This is a genomic window from Desulfofundulus thermobenzoicus, assembly GCF_009428905.1.
Classification (GTDB): Bacteria; Bacillota; Desulfotomaculia; order Desulfotomaculales; family Desulfovirgulaceae; genus Desulfofundulus_A; species Desulfofundulus_A thermobenzoicus.
In genome coordinates this window covers 12,579-30,083 of sequence record NZ_WHYR01000026.1, presented here as the reverse complement: position 1 = coordinate 30,083, position 17,505 = coordinate 12,579, and the positions used below count along the sequence as shown (strand labels likewise).

Annotated in this window: 16 protein-coding genes, 1 tRNA gene and 1 pseudogene; all 18 read right to left on the bottom strand. The window is 56.4% G+C overall.

The features are described from left to right. Nucleotides 1-33 precede the first annotated feature (33 nt). The 18 genes and pseudogenes from GFC01_RS10540 to GFC01_RS10460 all read right to left on the bottom strand — a co-directional run bounded on the left by GFC01_RS10540 (nt 34) and on the right by GFC01_RS10460 (nt 17,397). A complete protein-coding gene (locus GFC01_RS10540) occupies nt 34-219 on the bottom strand; it encodes an ATP-binding protein (protein ID WP_152947004.1) in 186 nt (61 codons plus the stop codon). Between the two features lie 312 nt (nt 220-531). Next, complete coding sequence (rlmH, locus tag GFC01_RS10535; protein WP_341473902.1) at nt 532-1,011, bottom strand: 23S rRNA (pseudouridine(1915)-N(3))-methyltransferase RlmH; 480 nt, start codon at nt 1,009-1,011, stop codon at nt 532-534. A gap of 92 nt (nt 1,012-1,103) precedes the next feature. After that, nucleotides 1,104-2,414 carry a UDP-N-acetylglucosamine 1-carboxyvinyltransferase gene (gene murA / locus GFC01_RS10530; protein WP_152947000.1) on the bottom strand — a complete coding sequence of 437 codons (1,311 nt, stop codon included), beginning with the start codon at nt 2,412-2,414 and terminating at the stop codon, nt 1,104-1,106. Nucleotides 2,415-2,468: 54 nt separating this feature from the next. Beyond that, nucleotides 2,469-3,443: a peptidase MA family metallohydrolase gene (locus GFC01_RS10525; protein ID WP_341473901.1), complete on the bottom strand. Its 975-nt coding sequence runs from the start codon at nt 3,441-3,443 to the stop codon at nt 2,469-2,471. Nucleotides 3,444-3,609: 166 nt separating this feature from the next. Further along, nucleotides 3,610-4,191 carry a tetratricopeptide repeat protein gene (locus GFC01_RS10520; protein WP_152946998.1) on the bottom strand — a complete coding sequence of 194 codons (582 nt, stop codon included), beginning with the start codon at nt 4,189-4,191 and terminating at the stop codon, nt 3,610-3,612. A 61-nt stretch (nt 4,192-4,252) separates the two neighbouring features. After that, nucleotides 4,253-4,765, bottom strand: a complete 513-nt coding sequence (locus tag GFC01_RS10515; protein ID WP_243137454.1) for a PD-(D/E)XK nuclease family transposase — start codon at nt 4,763-4,765, stop codon at nt 4,253-4,255. A gap of 15 nt (nt 4,766-4,780) precedes the next feature. Continuing rightward, nucleotides 4,781-4,939, bottom strand: a pseudogene (locus tag GFC01_RS20200) (IS256 family transposase); the annotation flags it as partial. A 403-nt stretch (nt 4,940-5,342) separates the two neighbouring features. Further along, nucleotides 5,343-6,092 carry a hypothetical protein gene (locus GFC01_RS10510; protein WP_207707613.1) on the bottom strand — a complete coding sequence of 250 codons (750 nt, stop codon included), beginning with the start codon at nt 6,090-6,092 and terminating at the stop codon, nt 5,343-5,345. Then, on the bottom strand, nt 6,061-8,352 hold the full coding sequence (locus tag GFC01_RS10505; protein WP_207707612.1) for a DUF1156 domain-containing protein: 2,292 nt from the start codon (nt 8,350-8,352) through the stop codon (nt 6,061-6,063). The genes GFC01_RS10510 and GFC01_RS10505 overlap by 32 nt, the downstream gene beginning before the upstream one ends. A 282-nt stretch (nt 8,353-8,634) precedes the next feature. Beyond that, nucleotides 8,635-10,044, bottom strand: coding sequence for a M23 family metallopeptidase (locus tag GFC01_RS10500; protein ID WP_194174899.1), 1,410 nt, complete (start codon nt 10,042-10,044; stop codon nt 8,635-8,637). Between the two features lie 298 nt (nt 10,045-10,342). Then, the gene (gene scfB, locus GFC01_RS10495) at nt 10,343-11,686 is read right to left on the bottom strand and encodes a thioether cross-link-forming SCIFF peptide maturase (RefSeq protein WP_152946994.1); all 1,344 of its coding nucleotides are present in this window, start codon (nt 11,684-11,686) and stop codon (nt 10,343-10,345) included. 166 nt (nt 11,687-11,852) lie between these two features. Beyond that, entirely contained in the window at nt 11,853-12,002 is a 150-nt protein-coding gene (gene scfA / locus GFC01_RS10490) for a six-cysteine ranthipeptide SCIFF (protein WP_152946992.1), read from the bottom strand. Between the two features lie 208 nt (nt 12,003-12,210). After that, nucleotides 12,211-12,285: transfer RNA gene (locus GFC01_RS10485), tRNA-Gly, on the bottom strand. Between the two features lie 254 nt (nt 12,286-12,539). Beyond that, the gene (locus GFC01_RS10480; protein WP_194174898.1) at nt 12,540-13,193 is read right to left on the bottom strand and encodes a class I SAM-dependent methyltransferase; all 654 of its coding nucleotides are present in this window, start codon (nt 13,191-13,193) and stop codon (nt 12,540-12,542) included. 169 nt (nt 13,194-13,362) lie between these two features. Then, nucleotides 13,363-14,559 (bottom strand): sulfatase, encoded by a 1,197-nt coding sequence (locus tag GFC01_RS10475; protein WP_194174897.1) that lies wholly within the window; start codon nt 14,557-14,559, stop codon nt 13,363-13,365. 165 nt (nt 14,560-14,724) lie between these two features. Further along, nucleotides 14,725-15,378: a phosphoadenosine phosphosulfate reductase family protein gene (locus GFC01_RS10470; protein ID WP_152946986.1), complete on the bottom strand. Its 654-nt coding sequence runs from the start codon at nt 15,376-15,378 to the stop codon at nt 14,725-14,727. 182 nt (nt 15,379-15,560) lie between these two features. Then, nucleotides 15,561-16,583 carry a GDP-mannose 4,6-dehydratase gene (gmd, locus tag GFC01_RS10465; RefSeq protein ID WP_207707611.1) on the bottom strand — a complete coding sequence of 341 codons (1,023 nt, stop codon included), beginning with the start codon at nt 16,581-16,583 and terminating at the stop codon, nt 15,561-15,563. Nucleotide 16,584: 1 nt separating this feature from the next. Then, nucleotides 16,585-17,397, bottom strand: a complete 813-nt coding sequence (locus tag GFC01_RS10460; RefSeq protein WP_152946982.1) for a glycosyltransferase — start codon at nt 17,395-17,397, stop codon at nt 16,585-16,587. Nucleotides 17,398-17,505: the final 108 nt, after the last annotated feature.

Genomic DNA, 17,505 nt, shown 5'->3' with positions numbered 1-17,505 from the left:
CCTCTCACCCCTCCTTTACTGTAAACTAAAAGCCTACCTCTCTTCCAGCGTTACCGCACCCGACGGGCAAACAGAAACACATGTCTCGCAACCCAGGCAATCGTCGGGATTGGCCACGAACGCCTTACCGTCCTTCATTTCCAGAACGCTGCCCGGACAGGAGTCGGCGCATTCGCCGCAGCCCTCACACTTGTCCCGATCCACCGTTACCACATACATTGCGAAAAACCTCCTTAATTAATTTGTTATTTTTTTACTAGACCTGTTATGGAGGACAATCACGGGGTCCGGGGCTGTCCCCCATACAGCATTCCCCACCGTTTAAAAGCATGATAAATAAGCTGGCCCTTTCTCCAGCCGGACCAATTTTTCTTGTTCCCTTGCTCACGAACCGGCGCCCAAGGCCGGCCCTTGAGGACGCTCAAATCTAATTAAAATATTTCGTGGTAATTTAAATTATTCCTTCCGTACCGGCTACATTTTTTCTAAAAATCTCAGAAAAATATATCCCTTTTAGTTATAAATTAACATCTAATGATGATAAGGCTCCCCCCGGTTTATTTTAAAAGCGCGGTAAATCTGTTCCAGTAAAAGGATTCGCATTAACTGATGGGGAAAGGTAAGCCGGGAAAAGGACAGGCGTTCCGCCGCAAACCGCAATACCTCACCGGACAGCCCCAGGGCGCCGCCAATCACAAAGACAATTCTGCTCTTCCCCTGCAAACCCAGCTCACCCAGCAGGGCGGCAAACTCCTCCGAGGAAAGCATGGTTCCCCGCCGGTCCAGGGCCAGAACGTGGGCGCCGGCGGGCAACCGGCGCAGGAGCCGTTCTCCCTCCCTGGCCAGCACTGCCTCCACCACGGCCCGGGACCGGGTGTCCCGGAAAGGCTCGTCCCTTACCTCTGTTATCTCCAGGCGGGTATATGGTTGCAATCGCTTGCAGTATTCCTCCTGGGCAGCTTCCAGGTAACGCTCCCCCAGCCGCCCCACACACAACAGGTTAATATGCACACCCATCACCTGCGAGGAGGACTTTGTCCATAATATACGCCCCCCCGTATTCCCTTAACCAATGGCCACACCCGGAGGTTCACCGGAAAATATTATAATTGGGCCGTCAGGCAGCCGGGCACTACGGTTTCACTTTTACCGGAATCGGACGAAACCCGCCAGACGCGGGCACCCAGGCCGGCCAGCTTTTTCTCCAGATTGTGATACCCCCGGTCAATGTATACTGTGTTGGCAATGTGGGTTTCCCCGGCGGTCATCAATCCGGCCACCACCAGGGCCGCGCCGGCGCGCAAATCGGTGGCCCGCACCTGGGCACACTGCAGGCTTTCCACTCCTTCCACCACGGCCACCCGCCCCTCCACTTTTATCCGGGCGCCCATGCGTTTTAATTCATCGGCCACCCGGAAACGGTTTTCAAAAACATTTTCCACAATCATACTGGTACCGGGAACAGTGGAAAGAAGGGCCATCATTTGCGACTGCATATCGGTGGGGAAACCCGGGAAAGGCATGGTCTTGATGTCGATGGGTTGCAGGTAACCGGTGGCCTGCACACGCAAGCGGTCTTCCTCCTCCTCTACCGTCACCCCCGCTTCCCGCAGCTTGGCAATGAGGGGCTCCAGGTGGCGGGGTATAACATTTTCCACCAGCACATCCCCCCGGGTAGCCGCGGCCGCCACCATAAAGGTGCCTGCCTCAATCCGGTCGGGGATCACACTGTAACGCAGGCAACCGCCCAGTTCGTCAACGCCTTCAATTTTGATGACATCGGTGCCGGCTCCGCGCACCCTGGCTCCCAGACAGTTCAAAAAGCTGGCCAGGTCCACGACCTCCGGTTCCTTGGCTGCGTTTTCAATGACTGTCTGCCCCCTGGCCAGGCAGGCGGCCATCATGATGTTTTCCGTGGCCCCCACACTGGGAAAATCCAGGTAAACCCGGGTGCCCACCAGCCGGCTGGAGCGGGCCACCACCGCCCCCCGCTCCAGGGTCATACGGGCGCCCAATCCAGCCAACCCCTTGAAATGGAGATCCATGGGCCGCACACCGATATTGCACCCACCGGGGAGGGAAATCTCCACCTGCCCGAACCTGGCCAGCATTGGCCCCAGGAGCAGGTTGGAAGCCCGCAATTGTTTCACCAGATGGTAAGGAGGCATGTCCGCCGGAGGACCATCCAGGTGCACGAAAAGCCCGCCCCCTTCGGTCCAGTGCACCCGCGCCCCAAGAGAACGTATGATTTCCATCATCACCCGGACATCCCGGATATCCGGTATATTTTCCAGCAAAACCGGTTCCCCGGCCATTACAGACGCACATAAAATTGCCAGGGAAGCGTTTTTAGCTCCGCTCACCGGCACCCGCCCCCGCAGGGCCGTTCCCCCGGCAATTACCAGCTTCTCCATACCCTTTTTCCTCCCCGCCATTAAGGAACGAATAAACTCCCATTTTTATTCTCGCTACCGGACGGCAATTCCTGCTTCAAAATTGCTTTTTCCGGCAACTCTCGGGTTTTGGGGAGTTTGGTTTTGCCCGGCCCACTGGCGCCATGCCGTGGTAAACCCTTCTAGATCCAGACCGGTAACCGCCTGGAGTGCCCGCTCCATATCCCATCCCTGACCCAGTTTTGTTAAAATTGTATGCAGGCTCTTTTCCCCGTAGACTGCCACCAGGTATTCCACAGCCGAAAAGGATTGCCGGTAGGCCAGATTCTGGTCGGGCAACCGGTCGAAGTCCCGGTCCATGGCGGTAAAAGAGTAGGGCGGCCGGTCGGATAAATCCTCCGGTACGGCGGAAAAACGAAATCCGGTCAGTTTATACTCCTCATACTGGGCCAGGCCTTCTGTAAACCAGCGGGGCACGTTGCCCCGGGCCTGGTAATCCACCACCAGGTGGGTCAGTTCATGGGCCACCGGACCGGCGGAAACAAAAATTTCTTCCACCTGCGCCGGATCCTTTGCCTCCACCCAATCCGCCGGTGAAAGGATACGTATAACCCCGGCCCAGTATACCCCCATGGCACTTTCACTGGCCGGCCAGCCGAAGGCGGCGTTGAGGGATTCCCTGCTGGGATGAATAATGAGCGGAATTTTTCCGGAAGGGGCCACGGGAAAATCCCGGAATACCGGCTCATAAAAACGCTCTGCCGTTTTGAGCACCAGACGCGCGCTGCCCGCATCCTCAGGCTGGTAGCGGACAATGAAATGGGGGCTGGAAAGGGTGAGCCAGTGGCGGGTGGAAAGCATCACCTGCGCCCGGGCCATCTCCCGGAATACGCCGTATAGATAACCCCGCAGCTGGCCGGACAGGCGCAGACAGAGCATCAGGGTCAAAAGGACCACCAGCGCCAGCAATTTCACTCCCAGCCAGAGAAACGGCCGTCCCCGGCCGGGAGCGGGAGCGGGAACAGGGTCCAGAGCAGGCTGCCAGTTCACCTCAATCACCTGCCTGATTGATTAATCGTATAATCAAAAAGGGCCTTTTCCGGCCCTTTTTGCACCAAAGGGTTGCCACTATATTATAACTTTCTCCGGTTCCCTTTCCTAGAGGAAATTGCAGGTGGCCAGCAAATATTTTCCACGGGAGCCATGCCGCCGGTAGTTACTGTTTCTTGAGGTGTGCCTGCCACTCCTGAATCATTTGCTTTGCCTTGGCCACGTCATCACCGTCTTCGGCCAGGTCCACGTACTTTTGCAACTCCTCTATGCCTTTCCGGTAATCACCTTTGCCCAGGGCCAGCACCTGGCCGTAGTAATAATGTGCCAGGGCATTGCCGGGGTTGCGCCCGATCTCTTCCTTCAGGTTGTCTGCAGCCCGGTCGTACTGGCCCAGCAAGAACTGGTCCAGGGCCAGGTTTACCCGCATTTCACTGCTGGCCGGATCCAGCTGCAGCGCCTTCTGGTACGCCTGGACGGCCTGTTCGATTTTGCCGGCATCCTGGTATGCCCGGGCCAGCTGGGCCGCTATAGCCGCGTCATTGGGATTGGCCTTTGCCCGGGATTCCAGATCGGCAATCAGCTGATCAGGCGCCTGCGGCACCGTTCCGGCCGGAGGGACGGAAGAGGGCCGGTCAAACAGCCAGCCGATGGATGTCCCCAGCAAACCCAGGGAAAGAAAAACGGTAAGAACGATAAACACCATCCGCTGGCGGCGTTTTCTGTGGGCACTATAGGAAAAAGCCACGCTTACAACCCTCTTTCTTTAAATTGCTTTCCCGCCAATTATACCACACTTCCCCGGGCAATTAAGACAGGACTGCCTGTCGTGCCTGCTCCGGCGTTTCAGCATCAAGCAACCGGTCGTAAATGCGGTCAAGGGTTTCTAAATCGGTTATCTGGTCGATGTTGTTTTGTAATTCGCTGGCTACGGATGCGAATCGTTTTTGCAGCAACCGGTTGATGGAATCGCGGGCTTTTTCTACCAAACCTTCAATCCTACCTTCAATCCTACCTTTAGCCATGCCTCTCTCTTCGGCTCCGGCCACCATAGAAATTTCGTCCCGAATAGCCTTTTCCCGCAGTTCGTAGAGGCGGCGCTCTTTCTCGCTCTTCTTGAAAATTTCTTCAATGGTCAACGCCTTTTTCAGTCCCGGCACTTCCACCGGCATCGCCTCCAGTTCCTCGCCCGGAAGGTTGTTCAGATACATTAGCCAGGCCTCCAGGGCGTTTTTAGGCATCCGGCCCAGCTTTTTCACTTTCTCCAGTTCAAGAAAGTGAATTTCATTGAGATTATACAACATCTGGCAGGCAAGTTTCAATATTAAAGGCCCGCCACCCCTTTGGGGCAAACGGGCCTCTTTGCTCAAAAATCTGCCGCTTTCAGGTTTTGTAGTTCCCGCAGCTTTATGGTGGGCCGGAGGAAGAGCGAGGTGTGCCAGGCACTCTTCCAGCTCCTTTTTCAGGCAGGCGATGGCACTCGGGTATTGGTCTTCCTTTGGATAGGTTTGGTTTTTTCACACCCTACCATTCTCCAAAGTGGGCTGTATACCTTATTTACAGGAAGTATAGCATATGACCAAAACTTTTTCCTGTAACTCTGCTATTTTTTCACACGAAACTCACGTAAACGGGTATAATCAACGAGCCTGTCCAAAGTCTTTAAAGTGAAAACTTTCCCCCGCGTGGCCAGGATTAGCTTCTTTATATCCTCCCGGCGCACGCCAAAACCGCGGCCGGCAATACAGGCAACAACTTCGAAGCGAAGAATCCCATCTGAACCACTCCGGGTACTCAAGCTGGCCAGGTGCTGTATGCGGGTTATCTTGTCCCTGGCCGTGCCGTCATCTTCAGTAATTTTGGCCTCAATGACTACCTGCGGGTTGAATTCGTCGGGAATTATAAAGTCGGGTGCCTGATCAAAGCCGGGAATTTTTTCGGCCCGCCTGGTTTTACGATAGCTGATTCCCGCCCTGGCAAGTATATCTTCAATGGCCGATTCAAGGCTGTCACCAACCAGTTCGAAACCGAATCACGATGCCCTGCAAATGGTCTTCCCAGCAACCGCTCATATAACAGCATGGCATAGGGAACTCCCAACCCGGCCAGGCTTTGCACGGAGTATATACCCTCCTTTGTATCCGCTTTTTCGAGCCGGTGCAACTCACCGGAGCCCGCTGTCAAAGGAGGGGAAAGCAGCAATTGTACCGCTGTTTCGATTAACGCCACCAGTCCTTGTTCTGTAACCTTTGTCAAGTGTAAAGGGGAAAAAGGCGCCATTCTGATTTTGCGGTCCAGGGCACGGGCAAAACCCTGGGTTATCGCCACACCCGTTCTCCTGGTAGCAATATATGCCCATTCCGGCGGAGTAAAACCGAGGATCGTGCGCAGGACAATCAAACAAAGGGGTGTCTTTCGCACTGTTTCAGCCAGTTCCGCTGAATCCCAGGTGGTAAAGCCGCAGGTTGCCCTTTTCAGCGCCTCGTAGGCCTTCTCAAAATCCGGGTATTCTATAAAACCGTGCCCTTTCGGCAAAACAAGAAATTCTGACTCCAGTGACGAAAAGATCATAGAAACAAAGGGATCGGGGTTGGCCATGATCTCGGCAAATGAAGCTTCAAAAGGGTATTTCATCCGGTCCATCTCCATAGCGTAGATCTCCTTCCCTGACCATTACCCATTTTTTTGAACGCACGTGCAAGTCCTCTGGTAAATGCATTTCAATTGCCCTTGGCCCACCCATTTCTTTTATAAAATTGGCAACCCGGTCCAGCTTGACCGTCCACCGGTCACCCTTATCCCAGCAGGGGCGAAGATGCCAGACGGCCAGGCGTGTCAGATGACCATACAGCAGGCAGCGGGCGTCTCCCTGTGTGGGTTTAACGCCACCTGCTTTTAATTGCTCCAGGTCTTCCAGCACAAGATTGGCAACCTGCGCAGCGTCCCTGGCCAGAGTACGGCGGGAAACCGTACCGGTAGCCCGGCTTACGAAAACCGTATCCACAATGGACGAGCCTGTGCCGTTAATATGAATCGAAGCACTCATCTCAGCAGGGCAGGGTATGGAAGCGGTACAAACAAGCCCGGCATCCAAAAGGGCTACTGCCACGGGATAGTAGGCATCGATAGAGTTATGATGAAAGGTAAAAACGAAGGGCAGGCCCGGTTTCAGGGCAGCCGCGAAGCGGCAAAAAACTGTGGACAGCCCTTCGGTAAAATAATCAAGCCCCCGATCCATGGTGGCATTACCTGTTAATTCATTTTCATTCCTGGTGGTTAAAGGGGCAAAGGCAGGGTCATCTTTGCCCATTAAGCGCCGCAACCATACATAGCAGAAATCCATTAATTCAGCGTATTGAACGTTGGCATAATACGGCGGGTCTGTGATTACCATATCCAAACTGTTTACGGGCAGTTCGGCAATAGTAGCACTTTCACAGCACAATTTTACCTTTTTACATTCGAATCCCCCGGCAGAATATCTCTTTTCCCCGATCCACTCCCCGGGGATATGAATAATCCTTTTTCGACCGTTTTGATACGCAACTTCAAAGGGATGCTGGCAATACTGCTTGGCCTTAAAAAATTTGTCCACTATGTTCTGCCAACCGCCGCTTCCAACATTGGTACCGCGATCGCTTTTTATCCCCAGAAGATTTGATTCACATTGAATCAGGCCCACCGGAAAGCCGTGTACGGAAAAGATATCCAGTGATTTCAGGGCATAAGAATCGTACCGGCAAAGCATATTTTGATAACGAAGCAGATCCGAAAGGTTTGTGGCCAATGCTTCCCTTATTTTGCGATCACCCTGCTTATCCACCAACCGGCAAATAAGCTCCATTCCCAATAGCTGCCGCTCGTTAAACATCTCCCGGTAGTGATGATAACCCCACCGGTGTAAACGGTCGGTTTCATCTCCCGGAGGGATCGGATCATCGGGCACGTAGAGGGGCTCTATGGATTGCCACATGTCCACGGCCTGCCTGTATCTTAAATAATCCTGTTCATCGGGATTTTTAAAGAAACGCCCTTGATGTTTGGGACGGCAACGGGGGCAGTGGTATTCAATGGCAAACAAGCGGTGTTCCGGGGGTCCTGATAATGCGTCGGGATAGTGGTTTTCCTTACCACAATGGGGACAGGTGCACCGGTTCCGGCCGGCCGGGCCGGCAAGAACAAGCCTTGCTCCGCACCCACTGCATTTCCCCGGCTGGCGCCTGTCATCTATCTCATTCAACAGGCCGCAATGCCAGCAAATGATCACGTTTTTCGGGTGCCGCCTGTTTTCCGCCACCAGATAGCCAGGGAAAAGGTCAAACTCCCGGTGACACGCCGTGCAGCGCTTTTTTTTGACCCAGAGAAAATATTTAACGTGAGCTTCCTGGTTGTTGCAGTATATACATCTGGTCCGGTATAAAAAACCTATCTTTCTTTCCAGCCAATCACCGGCAGCAGATGCTGCTTTCCTGTAGGCGTCCAGGTCCAGTTGCTGAATCTCCTGGCGGACAATCCAGTAGGCCATGGGGTTGATGTCATAGCCGGTAACGTCGCACCCCACCCGGTTGGCCTCAAGCAGGGGCGTCCCGCCGCCCATGAAGGGATCGGCAACCCGTAGCCCATTCAAATTGTGCGACCGGTAGTAATTGGTCCGCAAGTCCCCGCCAACAAACTCGGAAAGAATCAAAGCACGAAAAAGCGTGCCCGGCCGGCGGGCAAACCATTTGTGTACGGCAATAACCGGGCGGTAGTTTTGCTGGATCTGTTTTTCCCTTAATGCCAGTTCGGTAACAAAGGGAATGTCAAAGCAACGCTCAATCCCTTTGTACTGGCTTTTACTCTCGTTACTAACTGCATTTGGGGGAGAATTCATGGAATGAGAAAGAATGTCTTGCTGTATGTACGACAAGCAATTTCCCTCCCCGTAAAGGTCCTTAACCAACCTTAATCCTCCCAATCCTTACTATTCGTTCCGGTGGAATTTATTCCTGCCCTGAATCACGCCCGGGTGCCATGAATCTTTAAACAGTAAACCCACCCTGTACAGGATGGGTTTACATTGTTTTCCGGTTCAAGTGCCGGGGAGCCTTGCCATGCCGCGGCATTGCTGCAAGAAAACCCCTGGCATAAGTATACGCATGTCCCTCTACCGTTTAAAACCAGCATAACCCATATAACCAGGTCTCCCTTCCTACAAAAACCTGGCCGGATTCACGGGCCGCCCGTTTACCAGCACTTCAAAGTGCAGGTGCGGCCCGGTGGCATTCCCCGTGCTGCCCACCCGGCCCAGCAACTGCCCCCGTTCAACCTGCTGGCCGGCCACCACGCTAATGCTGGAAAGATGGGCATAGCGGGTGGTCACCCCGTCGCCGTGATATACTTCCACACAGTTGCCATAACTGCCTTCCCACCCGGCGCCGATCACCCGGCCGGCTCCGGCGGCCCTTACCGGGGTGCCGGTTCCGGCGGTAATGTCCATCCCCGTATGCAACCGTCCCCAGCGCTGTCCAAAGGGGGAGCTCACAGACCCCACCACAGGCCAGGCCAGGCGGGCGCCAACCCCGGAACGGGAGGCCAGCATCACCCGTGAACCCACCGCCACCACCTGATTCTGGCTTTCCCGGACCACCCTTCTGGACAGGACATCCCGTCTTACTTCCTTCCCGTTCAGGTATGTAACCTGATATGTTACCTCCTCCAGACCCGGCCTGCCCGGCTGCAACATCCTGGTTTGACCGCGGTACAGTTCGTCGTCCTTGCGTTGTTCCACCGCAAAGGGTATTTCTTCCTGTTCGGTCTGCTGCACGTTGCAGATCACGTTGATCACCGGTGCGGCGCGGTTTGTATTTATTACCTGCCCGATTTGCAATTTCTCCGGGGTTAACCCGGGATTAGCCAGTTGCAACTCCTCCATAGAAACCCCGCACCTGGAGGCAATGTCCCAGAGGGTATCTCCCGCCCGTACAATATATCTGGCAGTATTCTTTCCACCAGTCTTTAAAAAGGACAGGGCTTCGTCAAAATCCATAATGCGCTCCCGGGGTACCCGCACATCCCTGAAGGACACGTTACCGGCCAGTGTTACCACACCGCCGCCTACGGTGTACTCTTTCTTTAAAGCTTCCAGGAGTGCTGCCGCCACCTGCCGGTCCCGCACCACCAGTTTGGCCTCTCCATCAACCAGCAGCTCTGTTCCACCGGCCTGCGGGAACAGGTAAGCGGCCAGCACATCCTCCAGGCGCCGTTCGTCCGTAAAGAGGGGCCCTTCACCGGGCACGGCCCGGCGTATGACCAGCTGATGCACTCCGGCCGCCCCCGCGCCCCGGCCGGCCAGCCCTTCTGACACGGCCCTGTCCAATACCCCGCGGTTGGGAGAAACGGCCAGCACCCGTCCATCAACCACCAGCGCCCAGGAATTAAAGGCACTGGCCGTTATGGGCAGGAAGGTCATCAGCAAAATGGTTATGGCCACCAGGCAGAGCACCTGGGCCGGTGTAAGGGGATCGTCTATCATTAACCTTTTTAAAATTTTTTGTCCGGAATCGATTAAGTGGATATGTTCCAACGGCGGTAAAAGCCGGCCTTTTATCCAGCGGAGCAAGCAGCTTATACTCTTTTTTCCATTAAAAAAACCACCGACCGAACGGGAGAACATGAGCTTTCCTCCGGTGTAAAATATGGTGTCAAACCCAGACAACCGGCAACTCGTATTCAACGGGTGAGTTGTCTGGCGGTTAATAATAAAACAAGTCTCTTCATGGCCTATATATGCTGATATTACCATGTCAAGACTTGCCCAGTAAAAAGCCTTTCAAGTTGAATATGGTCGATTTTTCCCGGAAAATTGTTTGTTTTCGGCGGGTTATTACGCCGGACTCAGTAGAATAAGGAAAAGGGCATCATGCGGTCACTGCCTTTAGATAAAGGGCGCACTCAATTCTCTTTTTAACCAGCGCGCAGGCAACTTCATAAGGTTTAAAGATGGTGCCGTGAAAGGCATGGGCGTTGGCATGACATCCGCCGCTACAGTAAAAGCGCGCCCAGCATTGACGGCAGTCCTCCTTGCTGTACACGTGACAGGAACGAAATTCCGCCACCAGTTCAGGGTGAACCAGACCCTGCCAAACATCACCCAGGCAGTATCCCGGGCGGCCCACAAACTGGTGGCAGGGATATAACCTGCCATCGGGGGAAACGGCCAGGTATTCCCGCCCGGCCCCGCAGCCCGTCAAACGCCTGGGCAGGCAGGGCCCGCCGTCCGGATCGATGTTAAAGTGGAAAAAGTTAATCCTCCGGCCGCGCGCGGCCCGGTCCAGCAATTGCCCGGCCAGCTTTTCGTATTCCGCACAGATACGGGGCACGTCCGCCATTTGCAGGGCATAATCCTCATCGCAGGGGGCCACCACCGGTTCCATGGAAATGTGCTCAAAGCCCAGACCGGCCAGGTGCAGGACATCCCGGGTAAAATCCAGGTTGTGCCTGGTGAAGGTACCCCGCACATAATACTCCCCCCCCGGCCGGGAAGCCACAAAGTTGCGTATATTGTTCAGCACCAGGTCGTATGAGCCCCGACCGCCGGGGAAAGGGCGCATGGCGTCGTGGACCGGCGGCCGCCCGTCCAGGCTGAGCACCACCGCCAGCCCTTCCTCATTGAAATAGCGCCCTATCGCCGGGGTGAGCAGGACGGCGTTGGTGGTAACCGTAAATTTAATTATCTTGCCCAGTTCCCCCGCCCGCCGGCGGCCGTAGGCCACCAGTTCCCGCAGTACATTAAAATTGAGCAGCGGCTCGCCGCCGAAAAAGTCCACTTCCACATGGCGCCGGGGACCGGAAGCGGCAAAGAGAAAATCCAGCGCCTGCCTTCCCACCGTAAAGGGCATCAGGCCGCCGTCACCGCCGAAATGGCCCTGCCCGGCAAAGCAGTACCGGCAGGCCAGGTTGCAGTCATGGGCCAGGTGCAGGCACAGGGCTTTAACCACCTCGTTTTGTGGCGGGTCATAATGTCCGTTAAGGGGGTCGGGAGAAAACAAAAGGCCTTCCCCCACCAGCCCGGCGATCTCTTCCAGGGCCTCCTCCACCTCCACCCGGGGGTACCGCCGGGAATATTTGTCCACCAGCTCACGGCCATCATGTTTTTCGTAGTCATCCAGCAGGTGCCAGGTCAGCTCATCCACCAGGTGCAGCGCGCCGCTATTCACATCCAGCACCATACGCTGCCCGTTAAAAATAAACTTATGGATCATCTCCCGCTACCCCCACCCTATCTCACCATCACTGCCATGTCCCATTTGCAGCGCCGACAGTCCGGTCCCATTGCATGCCAGCAGTGCTGCCAGCGCGAAACAATGGAGTAAGCCCGGCACCAAACAAGAAAAAAACCTCATCCCGGAAGGGATCAGGTCTTGCAGGTTACCTGCTTTCCTTCAGGCAGGCCTGATTACCCACCGTACAGGAGGTCTTGCAGGCTGACTGGCAGGATGTCTGGCATTCGCCGCAGCCCCTGCCCTGTACAGTTTTGTGCAGCGACGGGCGGCTGATGGTTTTGATGTGCTTGCCCATATGACACATTATGCCTCCTTCCACAAATCTTTTTAAATTATATCCCAGTTTGACCAGCCAGGCAAGGGATTAAATAATCATCTTTAACTGAAGGACGGGCCTCGCGGTCGTTAACCGGCCCTGGTATTAAAATATAGTCCATCCGAACCACGCCTATGCCTTTTCCAATAAAAAAGACCTCCCTCTACCGGAGGTCTTATCATTACTCTGGAGCGGGTGACGGGGATCGAACCCGCAACCCTCAGCTTGGGAAGCTGATGCTCTACCATTGAGCTACACCCGCACGCTGCTATCACGCTGCTATTATTATAGCAAGATTAAAAAAATAGTCAAGAGCCGGGCGGTTTATTGCATACGTCCGGAAAGTAAAAACCGCTCCCTTCCGGCTCCGCCAGAAACGTCCCTTGACCAAAGCCCCTTCAGGTGACGGGCGGGCATCATCCGGCGGCCCTTTCCCGGACGGCCCGCCTTCAAACGTCCGGCTGCCCTCTCCGGGCCGGTCCTCCCGGCAGGTAAAACAAACCGGAGGCGGGTGGATCATCCCGCCCCGGGAGCCTCCCTGGTTGCCACAGCTATGTAATACCAGGCATCCTCACCGGTGGTAAGGAGTTTTACTACCGGATTAAAATCTTCGTTAATTTCCCGCGGGCGGCTCTGCTGGTAAATCCGGTATTGCAGAAAAGCACCGCCCAGCAGCGATTGAAATTCCTCCACGGTATACTCCCGCCGGTGAAAGCAATTAACCGGCGGGTCCTCCGGCCCCCGGCCGGGAGAAAAAAACAACCGGTTGGGTGTGGAAACCAGGTAGATGCCGCCGGGCCGCAGCACCCGCCGGGCCTCCCGGAAGCACTCCTCCCCTTCCAGAACATGCTCTATGGTTTCAAAGCATACCACCACGTCGAAGCATTCATCGGGAAAGGGCAGTTTCCTTACATCCCCCTGTTGATAGGTGACCCTTTCATGGCCGTAATTGGCCCGGGCAAACTCTATACACTCCGGGTCCACATCCACCCCCGTCACCTTCTTCGCCCGCCGGGCCATCATCTGGCTGCCGTAGCCCACCCCGCAGGCCACATCCAGCACTTCCCGGCCCGTCACAAAGGGCAGGGCAAACTCATAACGGGCCAGATGCTCCGCCATGGTCACCGGATCGGTCAACCCCGGAACGGCCCTTTCACCGTTGTTGATCATGGTCATCTCTCCCTGTCGTTGCCTGAGCTGGCAGCGGCACCCCGCCGGTGGCAACAGTTTTACTGAGCAGTTTCACACAACCCTCACATCCAGAGCATTTTCTCACTTTACCAGCTCTGGCTCCTTCCTAAAGTTAACGGGTTCCCCGAACAACGACCATCCGGAGTGATCAACCCAGTTCAATAATTTTTTCCCTTTCAACCAGTAAGGGATTGTACGACGGGCCCGGTTCGATCCCTTCAACATTACGGGGCCACAGGTGCAATCTGTTGCCGCAGATGACCGCCCCCTGGATTTCCAGATCGCTGTGAATGGCCCTGGTCCTCAGAAGTTCCGGCCGGTCAAGGGACCAGAGCAGCGGCAGCCCATCCAGGGCCAGCCGGCGATAATCAAATCCCACCAGTTCCAGCACCGACGGCATGATGTCCACAGTACTTACCGGCACATTCACCTGTACCCCCGCCGGACCTTTCCCGCGGGGCATTTTAACGAGCAGGGGGACGTGGATTTGATCGGGCGTCAGGGTCAGCCCGTGGTAAAAATAGACGCCGTTTTCCCCCAGGGCCTCGCCGTGATCGGCAGTGACGACGATCATTAGTTCGTCCCAGAAACCCGTTTCCTTTAATGACCGGAACAGATCCCCGATAATGTGATCTACATAGCGTATGCCGCAGTCGTACCGGGCCAGGTAAAAACGGGCATCCAGGGCATGGCGGCATGTGCCGTCCCGGTCATCGACCAGCAACTGGTAGCTGGGGATCCCCCCGGCCTCCCCTTCATCCACCACCGGCAGCCAGACAGGTTCTTCTGCGTAATCTTCCGGGACAAAAAAAGTGTTAAAGGGCTCCGGCTGCAAATACGGACCATGGACATCAAAATAGTGAATCCAGAGGAAAAAGGGATCACCGGCACCACTTTTCAACCATTCCAATGCCGCTGTCGTGGTCAGGGACCCCTCACGGATCAGCTCATGGGGGCGGTTTTCCTCCCCCCGGGTCATCCGGTCGTCGTAATGGACAAAGCCCCGGTCAAGGCCGTAGCGCCCGTCCAGAACGGCACAGCTGACAAAGGCAGCCGTGGTATAGCCCCTGGCCAGGAGGACTTCCGCCAGGGTAATCTCCCGGTCGGTGTCCAGCCTTCCCGATGCCTGCCGGTACCCCATGGAGTGGTGGGGAACATACTTCCCGGTCATGAGGGAAGTGTGGGCCGGCATGGTATAGGAACAGGGAGAAAAGGCCCGCTGAAAGAGAATGCTTTCCCCGGCGAGGGCATCCAGGCGGGGGCTGGTTTCCCTCCGATAACCGTAACAGCACAGGTGATCCGCCCTTAAAGCATCAATGGTGATCAGGAGCAGCGAAAAGCTCATCCAGGAACCCCCCATAAAGTCAGTCCCGTCCCGGCTTTATTCGCCCCGGGCTTTTCTTAAAGTGACGGCCGAAGATTTATGCCGCCGCCCGACAAAGGGAGAAAAAGCAAGGTAATTGTTCAATAAAACCGCCACCATCGGCACCATAGCGGGGTCACCGAACATTTAAAAATAACCCAGCCGCCTGAGATCAGGCATAAATTGCTCCTTGTCCGGCGCCCGGCCCGAACGCTCCGCCGCCCCGGAATCAACCGGCCGGGTGCAGGGCCGGCAGCCCAGGCTGACATATCCCCGGTCGTAAAGGGAGCAGTAGGGGAGGTGATGCTGATGGATATAAGCCCAGATATCCTCCCGGGTAAAGTGCAGCAGCGGCTGCACCCGGATGTGGTTTGCCCGGGAGGAAAAATATTCCTCTCCCGCCCGGGCCGGGTGCTCATCCCGCCGCACCGCGGTTAAAAGGTGCGATACCCCGTACCTTTCTATCGCCCGGTGCAGGGGAACGGTTTTCAACTGGTAACAGCAATGCACTTTGTCCCGGGCAATATCGCCGGGATCGACGGCCCCCCGGTTGCTTTCCCGCACCAGCGCAAACCCCCACAGGCGCTGCATCTTATCAATAAAGCGGTATATTTCCTCAAACTTCACGCCGGTGTCAATGTTTAAAACCGGTACGGGAATTTGATCACCGCCGGCGGTGCGCAGCAGGTGGAGCAGGACCAGGGAATCCTTGCCCCCGGAAAAAGCAGCCATGGGCCGGAAAGCTTCTTTCAGAGCCCTGTCAATAATCTCCCGGGAGAGTTTAATTTCTTCCGCAAGCATAAACAAAACCTGCCTTAAACCGTACTCAATTCAACCGCTTTCATCCGGTGACCGGCACATTTCCGGCCATGCAGACACACGGCGTTTCAAGGTTACGTTACTATATAAAATGGCCGTCACCATTTCACTTCCGGGGCCATATCCCCTCCGCCGCTCAACGGCACCGGGGGCCGGCGTACCCGTTACCTCGCCGGCGGCAGCAGTGCCGCCCCCGCATCCCCGTCCACCGGCCGTCCCGGTTGCAAAATCTTCTCCCAGCGCTCAAGATCCGCATCCACCATCATTTGTACCAGTTCCGCAAAGGTCACCTTCGGCCGCCAGCCCAGCCTATCCCGCGCCCGGGAATAGTCCCCGCAGAGCAGTTCCACCTCCGCCGGCCGGTAAAGGGCGGGGTCCACCACCACGTATTTCCGCCAGTCCAGGCCGGCGTGGCTGAAGGCCGTTTCCACCAGTTCCCGCACCGGGTGGGTTTCCCCGGTGGCAATGACATAATCGCCGGGTTCTTCCTGCTGCAGCATCAGCCACATGGCCTCCACATAATCCCCGGCATAGCCCCAGTCCCGGCGGCTGTCCAGGTTGCCCAGGCGCAGTTCCCCGGCCAGGCCCAGCTTGATGCGGGCCACCCCGTCGCTGACCTTCCGGGTGACAAACTCCAGTCCCCTCCGGGGCGACTCGTGGTTGAACAGGATACCGCAGCAGGCGAACAGGCCGTAACTTTCCCGGTAGTTGACGGTGATGTGGTGGGCATAGACCTTGGCCGCCCCGTAGGGGCTGCGCGGATAAAAGGGCGTGTTTTCATTCTGGGGGATTTCCCGCACCCGGCCGAACATTTCGGAACTGGAGGCCTGGTAAAACCGTATTTTGGGGTTTACCGTGCGTATGGCCTCCAGCAAATGGGTCACTCCCAGACCTGTAACCTGGGCCGTCAGCAGCGGCTGCTGCCAGGAAACCCCCACATAGGACTGGGCGGCCAGGTTGTACACTTCATCCGGCTCCGCCTGATCCAGGGCGGCCACCAGGGAAGGCTGGTCCAGCATATCGCCGGGGAGCAGGTGCACCTGCCCTTCCAGGTGCCGGATCCGCTCCGGGTTGCCCGCGCTGGAGCGCCGTACCAGCCCGTAAACCCGGTAACCTTTGCCGAGCAGAAACTCCGCCAGGTAAGAGCCGTCCTGGCCGGTGATGCCCGTAATCAACGCCCGTTTCAACTCACTTCTCCTCCCCGTATAAGAGGCGGCAGCAGGCCCGCTCCACATTTTCCGGAGCGAAAGGATAGTGGAAACGGAGGACATCCCGCCATTTCTCAACAAATTTTCCCCTGTTGATGTCCATGTACCGGCGCCACTGCCCGCCCCCGGCCCTGGCCGTACCCCCGTCGGCATGGATAACCACCGCGCCGGGGACATAAATTACCGCCCGCCCCAGCCGCCGCAAACCAAAGCACAGGTCCGCATCCTCGTAATACATGGGCGCGTAGCGGGTATCAAATCCGCCCAGCCTGCGAAAAAGATCCGTCCGCACCATCAGGCAGGCACCGGAACAGTAATCCACCGGCCGGGGGTAGCTGTATCCGGGCAGCCAGGGGTCGTCCCCCCGGCCGTAGTTCCAGCCGCTGCCGTCCCGCCAGATGATGGAACCGGCCTCCTGCAGCCGCCCGTCGGGATAGAGCAGCCGGGCGCCGGCCGCCCCGGCCCGGGGACTGGCTTCCATGGCGCCCACCAGGGCCGCCAGCCAGCCGGGCAGGGGTATGGTGTCGCTGTTTAAAAAGAGCAGGTAAGAGCCCCGGGCCGCCACGGCCCCCTGGTTACAGGCGTGGACATAGCCCAGGTTGGTGCCGTTGGCAATTAGATGCACCCTGTCTCCCAGGGACTGAAGCCAGGCTGCCGTTTGACCATCCGAATTATTGTCCACAACGACCACTTCCCAGGGAAAGGTGCGGGCCGTGTGACGCCACAGGGCCCGCAGGCAGTTCTGGATGTGTGGCAACTGATTGTGCACCGGTATGATGATGGAAACCAGCACCGGCTTTACCCTCCCGGAATAATGAAACCCGAGTAAACGTCACCGGCCAATGACACAACAGGATGGATGTCGATTCACATCACCACAAGTCCGGACGGCGGTCGTCCC

Coding starts and splice junctions, on each gene's coding strand:
- GFC01_RS10540 (WP_152947004.1), bottom strand. CDS start 219: ATGTATGTGGTAACGGTGGATCGGGACAAGTGTGAGGGCTGCGGCGAA.
- murA (WP_152947000.1), bottom strand. CDS start 2,414: ATGGAGAAGCTGGTAATTGCCGGGGGAACGGCCCTGCGGGGGCGGGTG.
- GFC01_RS10510 (WP_207707613.1), bottom strand. CDS start 6,092: ATGGAGATGGACCGGATGAAATACCCTTTTGAAGCTTCATTTGCCGAG.
- scfB (WP_152946994.1), bottom strand. CDS start 11,686: ATGATCCATAAGTTTATTTTTAACGGGCAGCGTATGGTGCTGGATGTG.
- scfA (WP_152946992.1), bottom strand. CDS start 12,002: ATGGGCAAGCACATCAAAACCATCAGCCGCCCGTCGCTGCACAAAACT.
- GFC01_RS10480 (WP_194174898.1), bottom strand. CDS start 13,193: ATGATCAACAACGGTGAAAGGGCCGTTCCGGGGTTGACCGATCCGGTG.
- GFC01_RS10475 (WP_194174897.1), bottom strand. CDS start 14,559: ATGAGCTTTTCGCTGCTCCTGATCACCATTGATGCTTTAAGGGCGGAT.
- GFC01_RS10470 (WP_152946986.1), bottom strand. CDS start 15,378: ATGCTTGCGGAAGAAATTAAACTCTCCCGGGAGATTATTGACAGGGCT.